Raw genomic sequence first — 15611 nt, forward strand, 5'->3', positions numbered from 1 at the left:
TCGTGTATAAGCCAAAACTGCATGATTAGTTTTCCACAGCTTGTGGATAATATTGTGGACATTTTTAACACCTTGTGGGTTTTTTATTCACAGAGGTGCGGATAATCGTCTCACTTTTTTCGTTTTTCCGATAAGATTCCTTTTTTTCGCCATTATTTATCCACAATACTTGTTACTACTTTTTCCCATACGGATACCAACCAACTACCTAAAAACCATGCCAATTTCAGAAAGGAGGGATTTTGTTGGATGCTACGATCAGCGAACTATGGCGGAAGGTACTTGCTAAAATTGAAAAATCGCTGAGCAAGCCTAGTTTTGATACATGGTTAAAAGCGACACAGGCAACGGCCCTTGAGGAAGACTCGCTCATCGTCGTCGCGCCGAATGAATTTGCCCGCGATTGGCTGGAATCACGTTACTCACCGTTAATTATCGATACACTCTATGAGACAACCGGTGTAAATATGAAAGTAAAATTTGTGGTTCCGCAAAATCCCGATTCGGAGCTGGACAACGACCTACCGGTTTCCCAGCAGATGAACACGGTGATTTCTCCGATCGCGCAGGATGATCAATTACCCAACATCCTGAATCCCAAATATACCTTTGATACATTCGTGATTGGCTCTGGCAATCGGTTTGCCCATGCCGCTTCCCTGGCGGTGGCGGAAGCGCCGGCAAAAGCGTACAATCCTCTGTTTATTTATGGTGGCGTCGGTCTGGGGAAAACGCACTTAATGCATGCAATCGGCCATTATGTCATTCAACATAATCCTTCAGCAAAAGTGGTCTATCTGTCGTCGGAGAAATTTACAAACGAATTTATCAATTCGATTCGGGACAACAAAACCGTCGAGTTTCGCAATAAATATCGCAAAGTGGATGTGCTTCTCATTGACGATATTCAGTTTCTCGCGGGAAAAGAACAAACCCAGGAAGAGTTTTTCCATACGTTTAACGCTCTGCATGAAGAGAGCAAGCAGATCATCATTTCATCCGATCGGCCGCCGAAGGAGATCCCCACTTTGGAGGATCGGCTACGTTCCCGTTTTGAATGGGGATTGATCACCGACATCCAGCCGCCTGATCTGGAAACGAGAATTGCGATTTTGCGCAAAAAGGCCAAAGCAGAAAATCTCGATATTCCCAATGAAGTGATGATTTACATTGCCAATCAGATTGACAGCAACATTCGTGAGCTAGAAGGAGCACTTATCCGTGTCGTCGCCTACTCATCATTGATCAACCGCGATATTGACACGCAACTGGCTGCCGAGGCTCTAAAAGATATCATTCCTTCCTCAAAACCTCGTGTAATCACGATTATGGATATTCAACGCGCTGTCGGCGAAGCATTCAACCTGAAATTAGAGGATTTCAAAGCCAAAAAACGGACCAAATCGGTTGCCTTTCCCCGGCAAATCGCGATGTATTTGTCTCGCGAGTTGACAGATGCCTCTTTGCCGAAAATTGGCGATGAATTTGGCGGACGAGACCATACGACGGTTATTCATGCCCATGAAAAAATCTCCAAAGCTTTGGCAACCGATCCGCAAGTACAAGCTGTTGTTCAATCCCTCTATGAAAAACTGAAGGCAAACAGCTGACTGTGGACAAACAGAAGTAGCCTATACACAACTTATCCACATGTGTATAGGCTCTCTTTTACGTCTTTACCGCAGATATCCACAAATTCACAGGCTCTATTACTACTTCTGTTATAATAATTTAATTCATAATCTATAAAAAAGAACTTCAAGTTTTGCTTGGACATAAGCAAGAGAATTCAAGGGAGGGTCCATAACAGATGCAAATCACTGTTCAACGGGACAAACTGGCAAATGCTGTATCCCATGTCAGCAAAGCCGTTTCCAGCCGGACAACCATGCCGATTTTGACGGGGATCAAATTGAAAGCCGATGAAGAAGGATTAACACTGACTGCAAGTGATTCCGATATATCCATAGAAGTCCAAATCCCGACGGAGGAAGCGGATGAATGGGGAGTCACCGTTCATAGACCAGGCAGCATCGTTCTGACCGCGCGGATTTTTAGTGAAATCGTACGCAAATTGCCTGGAACGGAAATCCAAATGGAAGTCGATGATCGATTGGTAACGTTTATTCGCTCCGGTCAGGCAGAATTTACGATTAACGGGATGAACGCGGAAGAATTTCCACAGTTGCCCCAATTGGAAGAAGAAAAGGTATTGAGTGTTCCCAGCGATCTGTTGAAAGCGATGATTCGCCAATCGGCATTCGCTGTGTCTACTTCTGAGATGAGACCGATCCTGACAGGAATTATGTGGTCACTCGATCGCGGCCAATTGAAATTTGTCGCTACAGACAGCCATCGTCTGGCCAGTCGTACGGCTGTAGTAGAGTGTATAGAAGACCTGCATTTTCACAACATAGTAGTACCAGGGAAAAGCTGCAACGAGTTAATTAAAATTTTGGATGAAAACCAAGCGCTTGTTGATATTGTCGTCGCTGAAAACCAAATCTTGGTGAAATCGAAACATATTTTGTTTTACTCCCGGTTATTGGAAGGAACTTACCCTGACACATCCCGGATTATTCCGGCCGGAAGCAAAACGGAAATTGTCGTCAATACGAAGGAGTTTTTGCAGTCGATTGAACGGGCCTCCCTGTTAAGCCGGGAAGGCAAATCAAATGTGGTTCGCTTGGTCACCCTGCCAAACGGAAATTTGGAAATCACCTCAAATGCTCCGGAAATTGGCAAGGTGACTGAAATTATGACACCGAAGGCGATGAATGGCGAAGAGCTGAAAATCTCTTTCAATGCAAAATATATGATTGATGCGTTGCGTGCCATTGATAGTCCGGAGATTACAGCAAGCTTCTCCGGCGCAATGAGTCCGTTTGTAATACGGCCGACAGACAATGAATGGATGCTGCATTTAATTCTTCCGGTGCGTACTTATTAATGTGCTGGGAAAGGGGCTAGACGATGCAAGAGGTTGGGATCAACACTGATTTTATTGCGTTGGGGCAATTTTTGAAGTTGTCCGGAGTGATCGATACTGGCGGAATGGCCAAGGCATTTCTTGCGGAAGTCCCGATCAAGGTCAATGGTGAGCGGGAAGATCGGCGAGGCCGAAAGTTATATCCCGGTGACCATGTGGAAATTGACGGATTTGGTTCCTACACAGTGATCCGCAGATGAGAGGAGAGCGATTATTTGTATTTACGCGAGCTATCCCTGCGCCACTATCGGAATTACGAATCATTATCGCTTTCATTTGACGGCCCGATCCATCTTTTTATCGGCAATAACGCCCAAGGAAAAACCAATGTGCTGGAGTCCATTTATGTCCTGGCACTGGCCAAATCGCATCGCACAGCCAGGGAAAAGGAGTTAATTTCCTGGAATGCCGAGTATGCCACGATTCGTAGCGACGTTCAACGTCGCTACGGTTCTGTTCGTTTGGAGCTGCAATTGACTCCGAAAGGAAAGCGGGCCAAAATCAACGGGATTGAGCAGCAAAAGTTGAGTGAATACGTCGGAGCGCTTAACGTTGTAATGTTTGCTCCCGAGGATCTCTCGATTGTAAAGGGAGCACCTGCGCAACGCCGGCGGTTTATCGATATGGAGATCGGGCAAGTTTCACCGACATACCTTTATTACTTGAGCAATTACAACAAGGTGCTAGCCCAGCGCAACCAATTTCTGAAAGATTTGGCTAGCAAAAAGAACCATTCCGATGATATGCTGGTAATTTGGAATACCCAACTGGCTGAATTAGCGGTAAAATTGTTGCAGAAACGTTTTGAGTTTATTCAGAAGCTGGAGCAGTGGGCCAAAGAGATCCATACCGGGATTACAGCGGGCAAGGAGAGTTTGTCGATTCATTATGAAAACAGTTCTCCCGTTACGGTGGAAATGGACATTTCAGAAGGTACGCAGGCAATGATCAGTGCCTATGAGGCAATGTTCGAGCGGGAGAAGCTGAGGGGCAGCACGTTGATTGGCCCGCATCGAGACGATTTTACGCTGCAGGTCAATGGGATGAATGTGCAAACATACGGTTCGCAAGGACAACAGCGAACCAGCGCGCTATCGTTGAAACTGGCAGAGATTGAACTGATCAGGGAAGAAGTAGGCGAGTACCCCGTTTTGCTCTTGGATGATGTTTTGTCCGAGTTGGACGAACACCGGCAAACGCTACTACTAGAGACGATTCAAAATAAAGTACAGACGTTTGTGACGACGACTGGTGTGGAAGGCTTAAAACATCAGGTTTTGCAACAAGCTTCCCGCCATTATGTTCGCGAAGGAAATATTTCATTAAGCGAACGCAATTTGTAACAGGCACGCCTATCCGGATTCACAGCAAAGGCAGGGTGACAGGGATGTTTATTCATATTGGTGGCGATACTGTTGTAAGCGCCAAGGATGTTATTGCCATACTTGATCACCAGTCTGTGAAGGCCTCTCAAAGCAATCTGCGTTTCCTTGAGGATGAGAAGAAAATCAAGCATGTCGTGGAAAATAGTTTGGAAGAAACGAAATCGTACGTCATTACGAAGAACGCGATATACTGTTCGCCGATTTCTTGCCATACATTAAAACGTCGTGCCCAGATTAAGAACAGCTTGGATCAGTTTACTTCTGTCCAGACTGAAACAGAGGAGTTGACAGAGTAGTGGATCAGACAACAGCAAAAGACCAAACCTATGATGCCAGTCAGATACAGGTGTTAGAGGGCTTGGAAGCCGTACGGAAGCGGCCGGGGATGTATATCGGTTCAACAAGCGGCCGCGGCCTGCATCACCTGGTCTGGGAGATCGTGGACAATGCCATTGATGAAGCCTTGGCTGGCTATTGCGATGATATCCATGTATATATACACCCGGACAATTCCGTTACGGTAACAGACAATGGGCGGGGGATACCAACCGGCATTCATGAAAAAACAGGGAAATCGACCGTAGAAACGGTATTAACCGTTTTGCACGCCGGTGGGAAATTCGGCGGTGGCGGTTACAAGGTATCGGGTGGATTGCACGGTGTCGGAAGCTCTGTTGTGAATGCTTTGTCAGAATGGTTGGAAGTCAAGGTCAAACAAAACGGAAATATTTATTTCATGCGTTTTCATCGGGGAGTACCCGATGCTGACTTGGCCGTGATCGGTGAGACAGAGGAAACCGGAACGATTGTAACCTTTAAGCCGGATGATACAATTTTTACGGAAACGACCGTGTTTGAGTACGAGATCTTGCAAAAACGGATTCGCGAACTGGCCTTTTTGAATAAAGGTTTACGCATCTCCTTGCATGACGAGCGTCCCGGGCAGGAGAAAGAAGAAGTGTTTCACTATGAAGGCGGGATTATCTCTTTTGTCGAGTATCTCAATAAAAACCGCGAGAAACTGCATGAAGACGTGATTTATTGTGAAGGAGAAAAGGAAGGGCTGCAGGTAGAAGTAGCCATTCAATATAATGACGGTTATGTCAGCAATATATACTCCTTTGCCAATAATATTAATACCCATGAAGGCGGAACGCATGAATCCGGCTTCAAAGCGGCTTTGACCAAGGTGATTAACGATTATAGCCGCAAGTATAATTTTTTGAAGGAAAAAGACCCCAATTTAACGGGCGATGATGTTCGTGAAGGGATTACTGCGATCATCTCGGTGAAAATTCCAGAGCCTCAGTTTGAAGGACAGACGAAAACAAAATTGGGGAATTCGCAGGCGCGCAGCATTACCGAATCGATTTTTACCGAACGATTTACGACCTTTATGGAGGAAAATCCGGCGGTCGCCAAAAAGATCGTGGAAAAAGCTTTGATGGCGGCAAGAGCCAGGGAAGCGGCGCGAAAAGCGAGGGAATTTACTCGGCGGAAAAATGCGCTGGAAGTAAGTGCATTACCCGGGAAATTGGCCGACTGTTCCTCCAAGGATGCTTCCGAGAGCGAATTGTTTATCGTTGAGGGGGATTCTGCCGGTGGTTCCGCCAAATCGGGCCGTGACCGCCATTTCCAGGCGATCTTGCCTTTGCGCGGTAAAGTATTGAATGTGGAAAAATCTCGTCTGGATAAAATTTTGTCCAATAATGAGATCAGATCGATCATTACTGCTTTGGGCACAGGGATCGGCGAAGAGTTTGATATAACCAAGGCTCGTTACCATAAAATCGTGATCATGACCGATGCCGACGTAGACGGTTCCCATATTCGCACGTTGTTGCTGACATTCTTTTACCGCTATATGCGGCCGTTGATTGAAGCGGGGTACGTCTATATTGCCCAACCGCCCTTGTTCAGCATTAAACAAGGCAAACAAATTCACTATGCTTACAACGATAAACAGAGAGATGAAATTCTCGCTACGTTAAAAAGTGTGCCCAAACCGGCGATTCAGCGTTACAAAGGATTGGGTGAGATGAATGCTGATCAACTCTGGGAAACAACGATGGATCCCGAGGCGCGGATTTTGCTTCAGGTAAGTCTGGAAGACGCGATGGAAGCCGATCTTGTTTTCGAGACATTGATGGGAGATGAAGTAGAGCCTCGCCGTGAGTTTATCGAAGGGTATTCCAAGCAGATTCGCGATCTTGATATTTAGTGGTTTCTTTCTACCCCGACAACAAGTCGGGTTTTTTTTATGTTTTGTTAGAGGCGATTTCAGGTATTTTCCATTTGGCAGGCGGCCGAGGCGGAGCCGGCAAAGTTGCGGGGAAGCGACGCAGATTGACGAAGGTGCGTTGCGTAGTATTTTCGTGTTGGGTTGTCTGCGCACCACTGAAAGAAGCGTCTTTCAAACAAGCCGGACTCGGTGCTTGCTGGCACTGTCCGGCTTGGCTGCTTACGATTCTGCGCTATGATCGACCAAGATGATCATGCCGTTTTTCAGGTCGTGTGCGGCCACATCGAGAATTTTTTCCAAAGAAAAAGCCAGTTTCTCTTGCTCCGCTTGATCTTTGGCAATAAAGATCGGAGCGCCTCCGCCCACACTTTGTTTGTCTGTGACGACAATTGCTGCGATTTTCGCCATCGTTTACCTCCTTACTTTTTGGTGGCAGCCGATTCGGAAGGAAGCCGCACCGCGTTTTCCAATACAGGCACACTTTTTGCGACTTGGAGCGCGATTTGTTCATCTTTTTCCCGGGGAAGCATGAAAACGGCCAGATTGCCGGTCTTTAAATCAAGTTTGGCCATTGGCAACAAGGTCGGTTCACCTTCATCGCGATAGACCCCGAGAATCGTTGTCAGATTATGCAAAATCGCTTGGCGTTGACCCAGATTGGCAATGGTGACTTTGACATTTTTATTTTTAGGGATGATGAGAAATCCCATTGCTTGCTCTTGAATAATTCGTTGATCGTCCGTCAGCCCGACATTCATGATGTAGATATCACCTACATACAAATCGGGGCCGTCCAGCTTGATCGGAGCAATCTGAATGTCGGCTATTTGTCCGAGGTTCCTTCCCGATTGCAGTTTTTTGGCGATGAGCAGCGAGATCAATCCGGCTGCGATTCCCCAATACCATTGAAACAGGCTGCTAAACAACGAAGCCAAAAAAGCACAAAAGATGACTAAATAATTTCTCCCTTCAAACACCATCGCGATACCTTCTATATAGGTTTTCCCTCTTGATACCAATTCCATCTCATCCACTTGGGACAACGTCTGTCGTTCCATATTGCGTACGTCACGAAACTGTTGGGCAGCTACGGTCAGAAACGTTATGGCCGTATAATTTTTATGCAATAAAGCCGGAACCGCCACGGCTCCCAAACCAGCGGCAATCACCCCCAACGAAACATGAATGACTTTGCCATGCGGATATGTCGGATATTGGCGATAATCGGTTCGCAGCATCATTATCCGCGCAATGATTCCGAAGCTGATGCCAAGGATGACACTGATTGTTTCTTTTTCTTTCAGCAATGCGAGCATGGATCGATGCCTCCTTCTCCGTATAAAGACTATCCACGGATCTGTTGAGCGTTTGAATGGGCAAAAAAAGGGACTGATTCGTCCCTTGGCTTTGACTAAGTTATCATTTTGTTGCGAAGAACAGCAGACTCTAGTAGGAGGCCATCGAACCGGCATTGTCCTCATCCGGCGGTTCGATTTTATGCGTCTTGGCCGTTTCTCTCGTCTTATGAAGATCGGGAATAGCGGAAAAGTGCGTTCCCAATTCGGTGAGTTCTTCGTTTTTGTTTGCGGTTGTTTGATTTTCAGTCTGGTCTTTCATCCACTGTCACTCCTTTCCATACAGGATGCTGCAGATATTTTGTTCAACAGCCGCTCTGTTTATTCGGCTTGGGGGCTCCATCGCCTTCGTGAAGGGTGGAACACTTTTGTGTTTTGCTCATAGGCTGATAACCGTAGCAAGTCATTAGCGGAACAAAAGGCCGGCATTTTTCGGAAACGTCTGTAAGATGAGGATAAGAAAGGTGATGCCATGATAAAGAAAATAGCAGCCGATCAAATAGGCGGCTTGATTTCGATCTTGATGGGAATTTTTTGCTGCATGGAAGCGTACCGTTTGCACTTGCTAAAGGGCGGAGGAATTGTCGGTGACGATACGTTACCGGCGATTATCGGGGCGGTATTGATTGTGCTGGGAAGTCTGTTGCTGTTTATGCGGGGCCGTAAGCAGCATGCCGTACAATTTCCGCCAAAAGGCGTCCTGCTGAAAATGCTGTTGTGCATGGTATTCATGTTTGCGCAATGTTTGCTGATCCCGCTGCTGGGGTATCTGCTTTCGACTTTGTTTGTTTCTTGGGGATTGTTCCGGGTGATTGGCGGTTATGCATGGCTTCGGTCAGCGATCTATGCCATTTTGCTGACAGCCGGTTTGTATCTGATTTTTATCAAGTGGTTGCAAATTACGTTTCCAGCTGGGGTGTTCTTTTAAGGAGGACTAACAACATATGGAGTCGTTACAACTTTTGCTTTCCGGTTTTGCTGAGGCAATTACACCGATCAATTTGCTGATGGCAGCCGTGGGTGCGTTGATCGGCACCTTTGTGGGAGTCTTGCCGGGGTTGGGGCCGACTTCGGCTATCGCTATCTTGCTTCCGGTAACGACCGTATTGGAGCCAACCCAAGGAATCATCATGCTGGCAGGCATTTATTACGGGGCGATGTATGGTGGTTCAACAACAGCGATCTTGCTCAATATACCTGGGGAGGTATCGTCCGTTCCCACTTGTCTCGACGGGTATCCGCTGGCCAAGAAGGGAAGGGGCGGCCCGGCGTTGGGGATCACAGCCATCGCTTCATTCGTGGCTGGTACATTGGGGGTAATCGGTCTGGTCTCTTTTGCTCCCTTGTTGGCCGATGAAGCATTGCGGTTTGGACCGCCTGAATATTTTGCGTTAATGGTCTTGGCTTTAACAGTGATGGTGAGTCTTTCCGGAGACTCCATCATCAAGGCGTTCGTCATGGGCGCTTTCGGGTTTGGTCTGGCCATGATCGGGTTAGGCCCATCGTCGGCAATGGCTCGGTTTACGTACGGGTCTAGCAATTTGACGGCCGGTTTGGAGATGACCAGCATTATCATTGGGCTGTTTGCCATAACCGAGGTACTGAAAGGGATCGAGGAGCGGCGAATGCGAATCAGCGTCGGCAACCTGGGAAGTGTGTACCCGAAGGCGAACGATTTGAAGCGGAGTGCTCCCGCCATGTTTCGCGGTGGCGTAATCGGATTTTTCCTTGGCCTGTTGCCGGGGTGTTCCGCTGCTGTCACCTCGTTTCTGGCTTATGACGCGGAAAAGCGGTTTTCAAAAACGCCCGAGAAATTTGGCAAAGGAGCAATCGAAGGTGTCGCGGCCCCGGAAGCGGCCAATAATGCCACCAGCAGCGCCGGCTTTATTCCCTTGTTTGCGCTGGGGATTCCCTCCTCGCCGCCGCTGGCCATTTTGCTTGCCGGCTTGATGATCTATGGATTGACACCTGGTCCTGTTTTATTCGAGCAAAACTCGCAATTTGTCTGGACGTTGATCGCCAGTATGTTTATCGGCAATATCATGCTGCTCATTCTCAATCTTCCGTTGGTGTGGCTTTGGGTCAAACTGACGCATATACCATACGGGATCATGGCTCCGATTATTTTTATGTTTTGTACCATCGGCGCCTATACGGTTCGAAATAATTTGTTTGATGTGCTGGTTGCATTGATCTTTGGCGTGCTCGGCTATATATTTCACAAATATCGTTGGCCGGTCGTTCCGCTGATCCTTTGCTTTATTCTCGGACCGTTGATGGAAGAGTCCTTTTTGCAATCGATGTCGATGTCAGCCGGAGACCCACGCATTTTTGTGGAGCGGCCGATCTCGCTGGCCATTTTGCTGGCCTCTGCGATTTTGCTGGTTATTTCCATCAAGTTGGTCCGACGTACGAACAAACGGGTTAAAGACGAGACGGAACATAAATTTAATGTGGCGTAAATTACTCCGCTGGGAGGTACTGCAGTTGAGGAAATTCAGAGGAAAAATGGGTTTGGGCATCCTCTTGGCTTGCACAGTTGCGCTCGGAGGCTGTGGCCAGTCTGCACAAACCGGGACAGAAGGGACAGAACAAACACAAACTGTTGAGCTATACCCTACCAAACAGATCGAGTATGTCGTTCCATACTCGGCAGGCGGTGGAGTGGATCTTGTTGCCAGGGCAGCGGCTGACTACCTTAGTAAAGAGTGGGGACAGCCGATCGTCGTTGTGAATAAGGCAGGGGGCGGTGGGACGGTCGGCGCCGAATACGCCTTAAAACAGGCGCGACCTGACGGCTACACGGTCCTGGCTACCAACAATTCCAATACCTCGATGCTTGCCGGGGGGATGACAAATCCGGAAATCAAAATTGAGGATAATACGTTTGTGGCAAAGCTGGGCGAAGGAACATTGGCCTTTGTCGTGAAAGGCGATGCTCCTTGGAAAGACTTTCGGGAATTTTCCGAATGGGTCCAGCAAAATCCGGAACAATTGACCTGGACATCGGTTGGTCCGGCCGGCTTTTCGGCATTTGGCGTAGCGGAGTGGTTGAAGGCGATCGGGGTGGATATGCAAAAAACGCGAATGATCGTGACAAAAGGCGCTTCTGATTCCTTGCCGAAAGTGGCGGGCGGCCATGCGGTGCTGGCTGTGCACACGGTAGGCGAGGCGCATGCCATGGCGGCATCCGGCAAGGTGCGGATCATTGCGGTTTCGGGCACGGCGAGAAGCGAATTTTTACCGGATGTGCCAACAGCGCAGGAGCAGGGAGTTGACGGGTTGACGGTCAAATGGTGGACGGGAATTTCAGTACCGAATGGAACGCCGGAGTCGATCCGCGCGCAGTGGGAAGCGGCGGTCAAGAAAATGGTCAACGATTCCGCGTTTCAACAAAAATTGCGAGAAATACAAGTTGAACCTGTGTTTGCAGGTTCTGAAGACTTTACAAATGAAATCAACAAGGAAACCGAATATTATACAAAATTGGCGACAGAAAGAGGTTTCCGCAAATAAATCATAGCGGTATGCTTAATGAACCGCCTGGCTTAACGTATGTGATACAGCCGGGTGGTTTTTTCATTCGTTTTTTTCCATTCTTGGACGTCGACTGTCGATTTGTGGTATAATAAAGTATTGTGAAAACCAGTTGGAGGTTTATCCTTTATGGCAGAAGAAACATCTCGGTTTCCTAAAGTAGATATTAGCCAAGAGATGCGCGAATCATTTATCAGCTATGCGATGAGCGTCATTGTGAGCCGGGCATTGCCCGATGTACGGGACGGTCTGAAACCGGTGCATCGTCGGATTTTGTATGCAATGCACGATATGGGGCTAACTCCTGACAAAGGGTTCCGTAAATCGGCCAATGTTGTCGGTGAAGTGATGGCCAATTACCACCCGCATGGCGATTCCGCCATCTATGAATCCATGGTCCGGATGGCTCAAGATTTTAACATGCGTTACATGCTTGTCGAAGGACAAGGAAACTTTGGTTCCGTCGATGGCGATCCGGCGGCAGCGATGCGTTACACGGAGTCACGCATGTCCAAGCTGGCTTTGGAAATGTTGCGCGATATTGATAAAGAAACAGTTGGCTTTACACCAAACTATGACGGTCGTAAAGAAGAACCTGTTGTTTTGCCTTCCCGCTTTCCAAACTTGTTGGTGAATGGATCGGGCGGGATTGCGGTAGGGATGGCAACCAATATTCCTCCGCATAATTTGGGAGAAGTGATTGATGGCGTAACCGCCATGATTGATAACCCGGATATTACGATTCCTGAGTTGATGAAGATCATCAAAGGTCCTGATTTCCCGACAGCAGGTGAGATTCTCGGCTTTAGCGGGATTCGCAAAGCCTATGAGACCGGAAGAGGCTCCATTATCATGCGAGCCAAAACGCTGATCGAGGAAGTAAAAGGAAAGCCGCGCATTATTGTAACGGAAATTCCTTATCAAGTAAATAAGGCGAGATTGGTTGAAAAAATTGCCGAATTGGTTCGCGATAAAAAGATTGACGGTATTACCGATTTGCGTGATGAGTCTGACCGCAAAGGGATGCGGATTGTTATTGAGCTGCGGCGCGATGTTGTGCCAAAGGTTGTCCTGAATAATTTGTTCAAACAAACCCAGATGCAAAGCACATTTGGCGTCAACATGCTGGCTTTGGTCGATAACCGCCCGCGCGTCTTGAATTTGCGCGATATGCTCTATTACTATTTGCAGCATCAACGGGAGATTATCCGCAAAAGAACCGAGTACGATTTAAAACAGGCGGAAGCTCGTGCGCACATTTTGGAAGGCTTGCGCATCGCGTTGGATCACATTGATGAGATCATCAGTCTGATTCGCTCTTCGCAAACAACCGAAGAGGCGCGAGAAGGGTTGATAAACAACTTTTCGCTGAGCTACGAGCAGGCGCAGGCTATTTTGGATATGCGTCTCCAACGCCTGACCGGATTGGAACGGGAAAAGATTGAAAACGAATATCAAGAACTTCAGGTGAAAATTGCCGAATACCGGGCAATTTTGGCGGATGAAAATAAAATCTACGCGATCGTCCGCGAAGAACTTATTGAAATCAAAGAAAAATTCGCTGACGAACGCCGGACGGAAATTACCTTCGATGAAGACCATATTGAGGACGCCGATTTGATTCCGGAAGAAAATGTTGTTATCACGCTCACTCATGATGGTTACATCAAACGGTTGCCGGCCAATACCTACCGCAGTCAGCGAAGGGGCGGCCGCGGTATTCAGGGCATTGGGACGAAAGATGATGACTTTGTCGAGCAACTGCACATCACCAGTTCCCACGATTACATCCTTTTCTTTACAAACAAAGGAAAGGCGTATCGCTTGAAGTGTTACGAAATCCCTGATCTGAGCCGAACCGCCAAAGGAACGCCGATTATCAATCTGATCCAGATTGAAAAAGGGGAGCGGGTAACGGCGGTCATCCCGGTGAAGGAGTTTGACGAGGACTCCTATCTGTTCTTTGCAACCCAGAAGGGGATTATCAAGAAGACGGAGCTGTCCGCGTTTGGACATATACGCAAGGTGGGCCTCATTGCGGTAAATTTGCGTGAGGACGATGAGCTGATTGCCGTTCGCTTGACCGACGGGAAGCAAGAAATCATTATGGGGACCAAAAAAGGCATGTCTGTCCGGTTTAAAGAAGAGGATGTCCGGACGATTGGCCGGAATGCAACAGGGGTCAAAGGGATTACGCTTGATCCGGACGACGATGTTATTGACATGGATGTCGTCAGGGAAAATGCGGAAGTATTGATTGTCACCGCAAAAGGATACGGAAAACGAACGCCAATTGAGGAATACCGCATTCAGTCTCGCGGCGGTAAAGGGATTAAAACCCACAATGTAACCGAACGCAGCGGCTATGTCGTAGGATTGAAGATCGTCGATCCGAGTGAAGATTTGATGATCATTACCACGAGCGGTATTTTGATTCGAACGGAAATCAAAGGAATTTCCTTGATGGGTCGCTATACTCAAGGCGTGAAACTGATTCGCCTCGATGAAAATGAAGAGGTTGTCTCCGTTGCCATTGTGGCTCCTGAAGACAACGCTGACGGTATGGACGAAGATGATCCCAAAGAGGAACAACTCCCGGCAGCAGACAGTTCGGTTGGCGATACGGAAGAGTAAAGTTCAACTAAGCTCAAGCTTTCATTCGGTCAGGTGCTTCAACCGACCGGATGAAAGCTTTTTTATTGTTTTGCTTTTGAATAGTGGTTACTATAAAAGAGAAAAGGTGTTCGGCTGGAGGGACAATATGCCAATCGTCAGTGCGAAAAATGTAAAAGTTGGAGTCAAACTTTTGGAAGATGTTTATACTTCGTTGGGCGGTATGCTTTTTGCCAAAGGGACGGTAATTGGGGAACGGGAGAAGGAGATTCTTAAAGCTTTTCTCATTGATCAAGTAGCCGTTGAGGAGCAATTGGAGAAAGCAGACGAAGGACAGGAATCATCTCCCGCGTCATCTGAGCAAAAAGGGGAGCGTATTGTATCGGTTCCGAAAGAATCTTTTTCACAATTATATGAAAAGAGTGCGTCTTCCTTTAAACAAATCATGTTGAATATTCGCGCAGGGCAACCTATCCCAGTCATGCAGGTAAGAGAGGCGATTCACCCTTTGTTGCAGTATGTCCAGGTACAGCCTGACTTGCTTTCCACTTTGCGCCGTCTTGCTGGTTTGACAAGTTATACATACGAGCACGCGATTGCTACGGGAGTAATCTCTTATATGATTGCCAGGTGGTTGAACGTGCCGGAAAACGAATGGATGCAGGTGGCATTGGCGGGAACTTTGTCTGATGTGGGTTTGTTGAAGATTGACCAAAGAATTTTGCTGAAAACAGGGAGATTGACGCAGGAGGAATTTGAGGAAATCAAGAAACATACCATCTATGGCTACCAGTTAATCAAAGCAGCTCCCGGTCTAAATCAAGGTGTGGCGAAGGCAGCTTTGGAGCATCATGAACGACAGGATGGGTCGGGCTATCCAATCGGACTGTCAGGCAATCAAATTCATTTGTATAGTAAAATTGTGGCGGTAGCAGATACTTTTCATGCCATGACATCAGATCGTGTTTTTCAGAGCGGTATGTCACCGTATTTGGTAATCGAGCACTTGTTGCGGGATAGCTTTGGTAAACTCGACCCTACGGTTGTCCGCACTTTCGTAAATGGGTTAACCCAGCTTGCAGTTGGGACGGTCGTGGAGTTAAATGACGGTCAATTGGCAAAAATCGTCTTTGTGGAACAAACTAATCCGACGCGACCAATGCTGGAAATTGGCGGGACAATCATCAATTTGAGGAATAGAAGCGATCTGTTTATCGTTAAAATTGTTTAGTTAGCAGCATGTTTCAGGTAGAATTTTTACCGATAATGAATTTGCTCTTGATTTTATCGTTTATTTCTGCTATATTTGTAAATGTCGATTGGGAGACTTGAAATAAATTAAAGTTTTTCTTGACTTTCTTTGATGGTTTGCTATAATTCAAAATTGTTACTCTGAAAATGTTCTTTGAAAACTGAACAGCGAAACGTTTGAAGTGATCAAATCACAAGCCAAGCAATTTCTTTTTGAACCAAAGATCAACACTTAACTT

General features: G+C 47.1%; 14 protein-coding genes. 11 read left to right on the plus strand and 3 right to left on the minus strand.

Annotated features, from left to right (window positions below; all coding sequences use genetic code 11):
* Nucleotides 1–245: 245 nt before the first annotated feature.
* The 6 genes from dnaA to gyrB all read left to right on the plus strand — a co-directional run bounded on the left by dnaA (nt 246) and on the right by gyrB (nt 6595).
* Nucleotides 246–1610: a chromosomal replication initiator protein DnaA gene (dnaA, locus tag JOD01_RS16995; protein WP_204519507.1), complete on the plus strand. Its 1365-nt coding sequence runs from the start codon at nt 246–248 to the stop codon at nt 1608–1610.
* Nucleotides 1611–1810: 200 nt separating this feature from the next.
* Nucleotides 1811–2950 carry a DNA polymerase III subunit beta gene (dnaN, locus tag JOD01_RS17000; RefSeq protein WP_204519508.1) on the plus strand — a complete coding sequence of 380 codons (1140 nt, stop codon included), beginning with the start codon at nt 1811–1813 and terminating at the stop codon, nt 2948–2950.
* 23 nt (nt 2951–2973) lie between these two features.
* A complete protein-coding gene (gene yaaA, locus JOD01_RS17005; RefSeq protein WP_204519509.1) occupies nt 2974–3189 on the plus strand; it encodes a S4 domain-containing protein YaaA in 216 nt (71 codons plus the stop codon).
* A 15-nt stretch (nt 3190–3204) separates the two neighbouring features.
* Complete coding sequence (recF, locus tag JOD01_RS17010) at nt 3205–4332, plus strand: DNA replication/repair protein RecF (RefSeq protein WP_204519510.1); 1128 nt, start codon at nt 3205–3207, stop codon at nt 4330–4332.
* Nucleotides 4333–4376: 44 nt separating this feature from the next.
* Nucleotides 4377–4670 carry an extracellular matrix regulator RemB gene (gene remB, locus JOD01_RS17015; RefSeq protein WP_204519511.1) on the plus strand — a complete coding sequence of 98 codons (294 nt, stop codon included), beginning with the start codon at nt 4377–4379 and terminating at the stop codon, nt 4668–4670.
* Nucleotides 4670–6595: a DNA topoisomerase (ATP-hydrolyzing) subunit B gene (gene gyrB, locus JOD01_RS17020; protein ID WP_204519512.1), complete on the plus strand. Its 1926-nt coding sequence runs from the start codon at nt 4670–4672 to the stop codon at nt 6593–6595. Before remB ends, gyrB begins: the two co-directional genes overlap by 1 nt.
* Nucleotides 6596–6835: 240 nt before the next feature.
* On the opposite strand, the gene JOD01_RS17025 is transcribed toward gyrB, so the two are convergent.
* From JOD01_RS17025 to JOD01_RS17035, 3 genes are all read right to left on the minus strand, one after another.
* A complete protein-coding gene (locus JOD01_RS17025) occupies nt 6836–7024 on the minus strand; it encodes a capping complex subunit for YIEGIA (protein WP_204519513.1) in 189 nt (62 codons plus the stop codon).
* Nucleotides 7025–7035: 11 nt separating this feature from the next.
* Entirely contained in the window at nt 7036–7932 is an 897-nt protein-coding gene (locus JOD01_RS17030; RefSeq protein ID WP_204519514.1) for a YIEGIA family protein, read from the minus strand.
* Between the two features lie 130 nt (nt 7933–8062).
* The gene (locus JOD01_RS17035; RefSeq protein WP_204519515.1) at nt 8063–8233 is read right to left on the minus strand and encodes a hypothetical protein; all 171 of its coding nucleotides are present in this window, start codon (nt 8231–8233) and stop codon (nt 8063–8065) included.
* Between the two features lie 210 nt (nt 8234–8443).
* On the opposite strand from JOD01_RS17035, the gene JOD01_RS17040 reads away from it, so the two are divergent.
* From JOD01_RS17040 to JOD01_RS17060, 5 genes are all read left to right on the plus strand, one after another.
* Entirely contained in the window at nt 8444–8899 is a 456-nt protein-coding gene (locus tag JOD01_RS17040) for a tripartite tricarboxylate transporter TctB family protein (protein ID WP_204519516.1), read from the plus strand.
* 16 nt (nt 8900–8915) lie between these two features.
* Entirely contained in the window at nt 8916–10433 is a 1518-nt protein-coding gene (locus tag JOD01_RS17045) for a tripartite tricarboxylate transporter permease (protein ID WP_204519517.1), read from the plus strand.
* Between the two features lie 46 nt (nt 10434–10479).
* Nucleotides 10480–11487 (plus strand): tripartite tricarboxylate transporter substrate binding protein, encoded by a 1008-nt coding sequence (locus tag JOD01_RS17050; RefSeq protein ID WP_204519525.1) that lies wholly within the window; start codon nt 10480–10482, stop codon nt 11485–11487.
* Nucleotides 11488–11637: 150 nt separating this feature from the next.
* On the plus strand, nt 11638–14142 hold the full coding sequence (gene gyrA / locus JOD01_RS17055; protein ID WP_204519518.1) for a DNA gyrase subunit A: 2505 nt from the start codon (nt 11638–11640) through the stop codon (nt 14140–14142).
* A gap of 127 nt (nt 14143–14269) precedes the next feature.
* Complete coding sequence (locus JOD01_RS17060) at nt 14270–15352, plus strand: HD-GYP domain-containing protein (RefSeq protein ID WP_204519519.1); 1083 nt, start codon at nt 14270–14272, stop codon at nt 15350–15352.
* Nucleotides 15353–15611 lie beyond the last annotated feature (259 nt).

The organism is Brevibacillus fulvus (assembly GCF_016908525.1).
GTDB lineage: Bacteria > Bacillota > Bacilli > Brevibacillales > Brevibacillaceae > Brevibacillus_G > Brevibacillus_G fulvus.

Excerpts from the sequence above, each read along its gene's own strand:
- dnaN (WP_204519508.1), top strand. The coding sequence starts at position 1,811 with ATGCAAATCACTGTTCAACGGGACAAACTGGCAAATGCTGTATCCCAT.
- yaaA (WP_204519509.1), top strand. The coding sequence starts at position 2,974 with ATGCAAGAGGTTGGGATCAACACTGATTTTATTGCGTTGGGGCAATTT.
- remB (WP_204519511.1), top strand. The coding sequence starts at position 4,377 with ATGTTTATTCATATTGGTGGCGATACTGTTGTAAGCGCCAAGGATGTT.
- JOD01_RS17025 (WP_204519513.1), bottom strand. The coding sequence starts at position 7,024 with ATGGCGAAAATCGCAGCAATTGTCGTCACAGACAAACAAAGTGTGGGC.
- JOD01_RS17030 (WP_204519514.1), bottom strand. The coding sequence starts at position 7,932 with ATGCTCGCATTGCTGAAAGAAAAAGAAACAATCAGTGTCATCCTTGGC.
- JOD01_RS17035 (WP_204519515.1), bottom strand. The coding sequence starts at position 8,233 with ATGAAAGACCAGACTGAAAATCAAACAACCGCAAACAAAAACGAAGAA.
- JOD01_RS17040 (WP_204519516.1), top strand. The coding sequence starts at position 8,444 with ATGATAAAGAAAATAGCAGCCGATCAAATAGGCGGCTTGATTTCGATC.
- JOD01_RS17045 (WP_204519517.1), top strand. The coding sequence starts at position 8,916 with ATGGAGTCGTTACAACTTTTGCTTTCCGGTTTTGCTGAGGCAATTACA.
- JOD01_RS17050 (WP_204519525.1), top strand. The coding sequence starts at position 10,480 with ATGGGTTTGGGCATCCTCTTGGCTTGCACAGTTGCGCTCGGAGGCTGT.
- gyrA (WP_204519518.1), top strand. The coding sequence starts at position 11,638 with ATGGCAGAAGAAACATCTCGGTTTCCTAAAGTAGATATTAGCCAAGAG.
- JOD01_RS17060 (WP_204519519.1), top strand. The coding sequence starts at position 14,270 with ATGCCAATCGTCAGTGCGAAAAATGTAAAAGTTGGAGTCAAACTTTTG.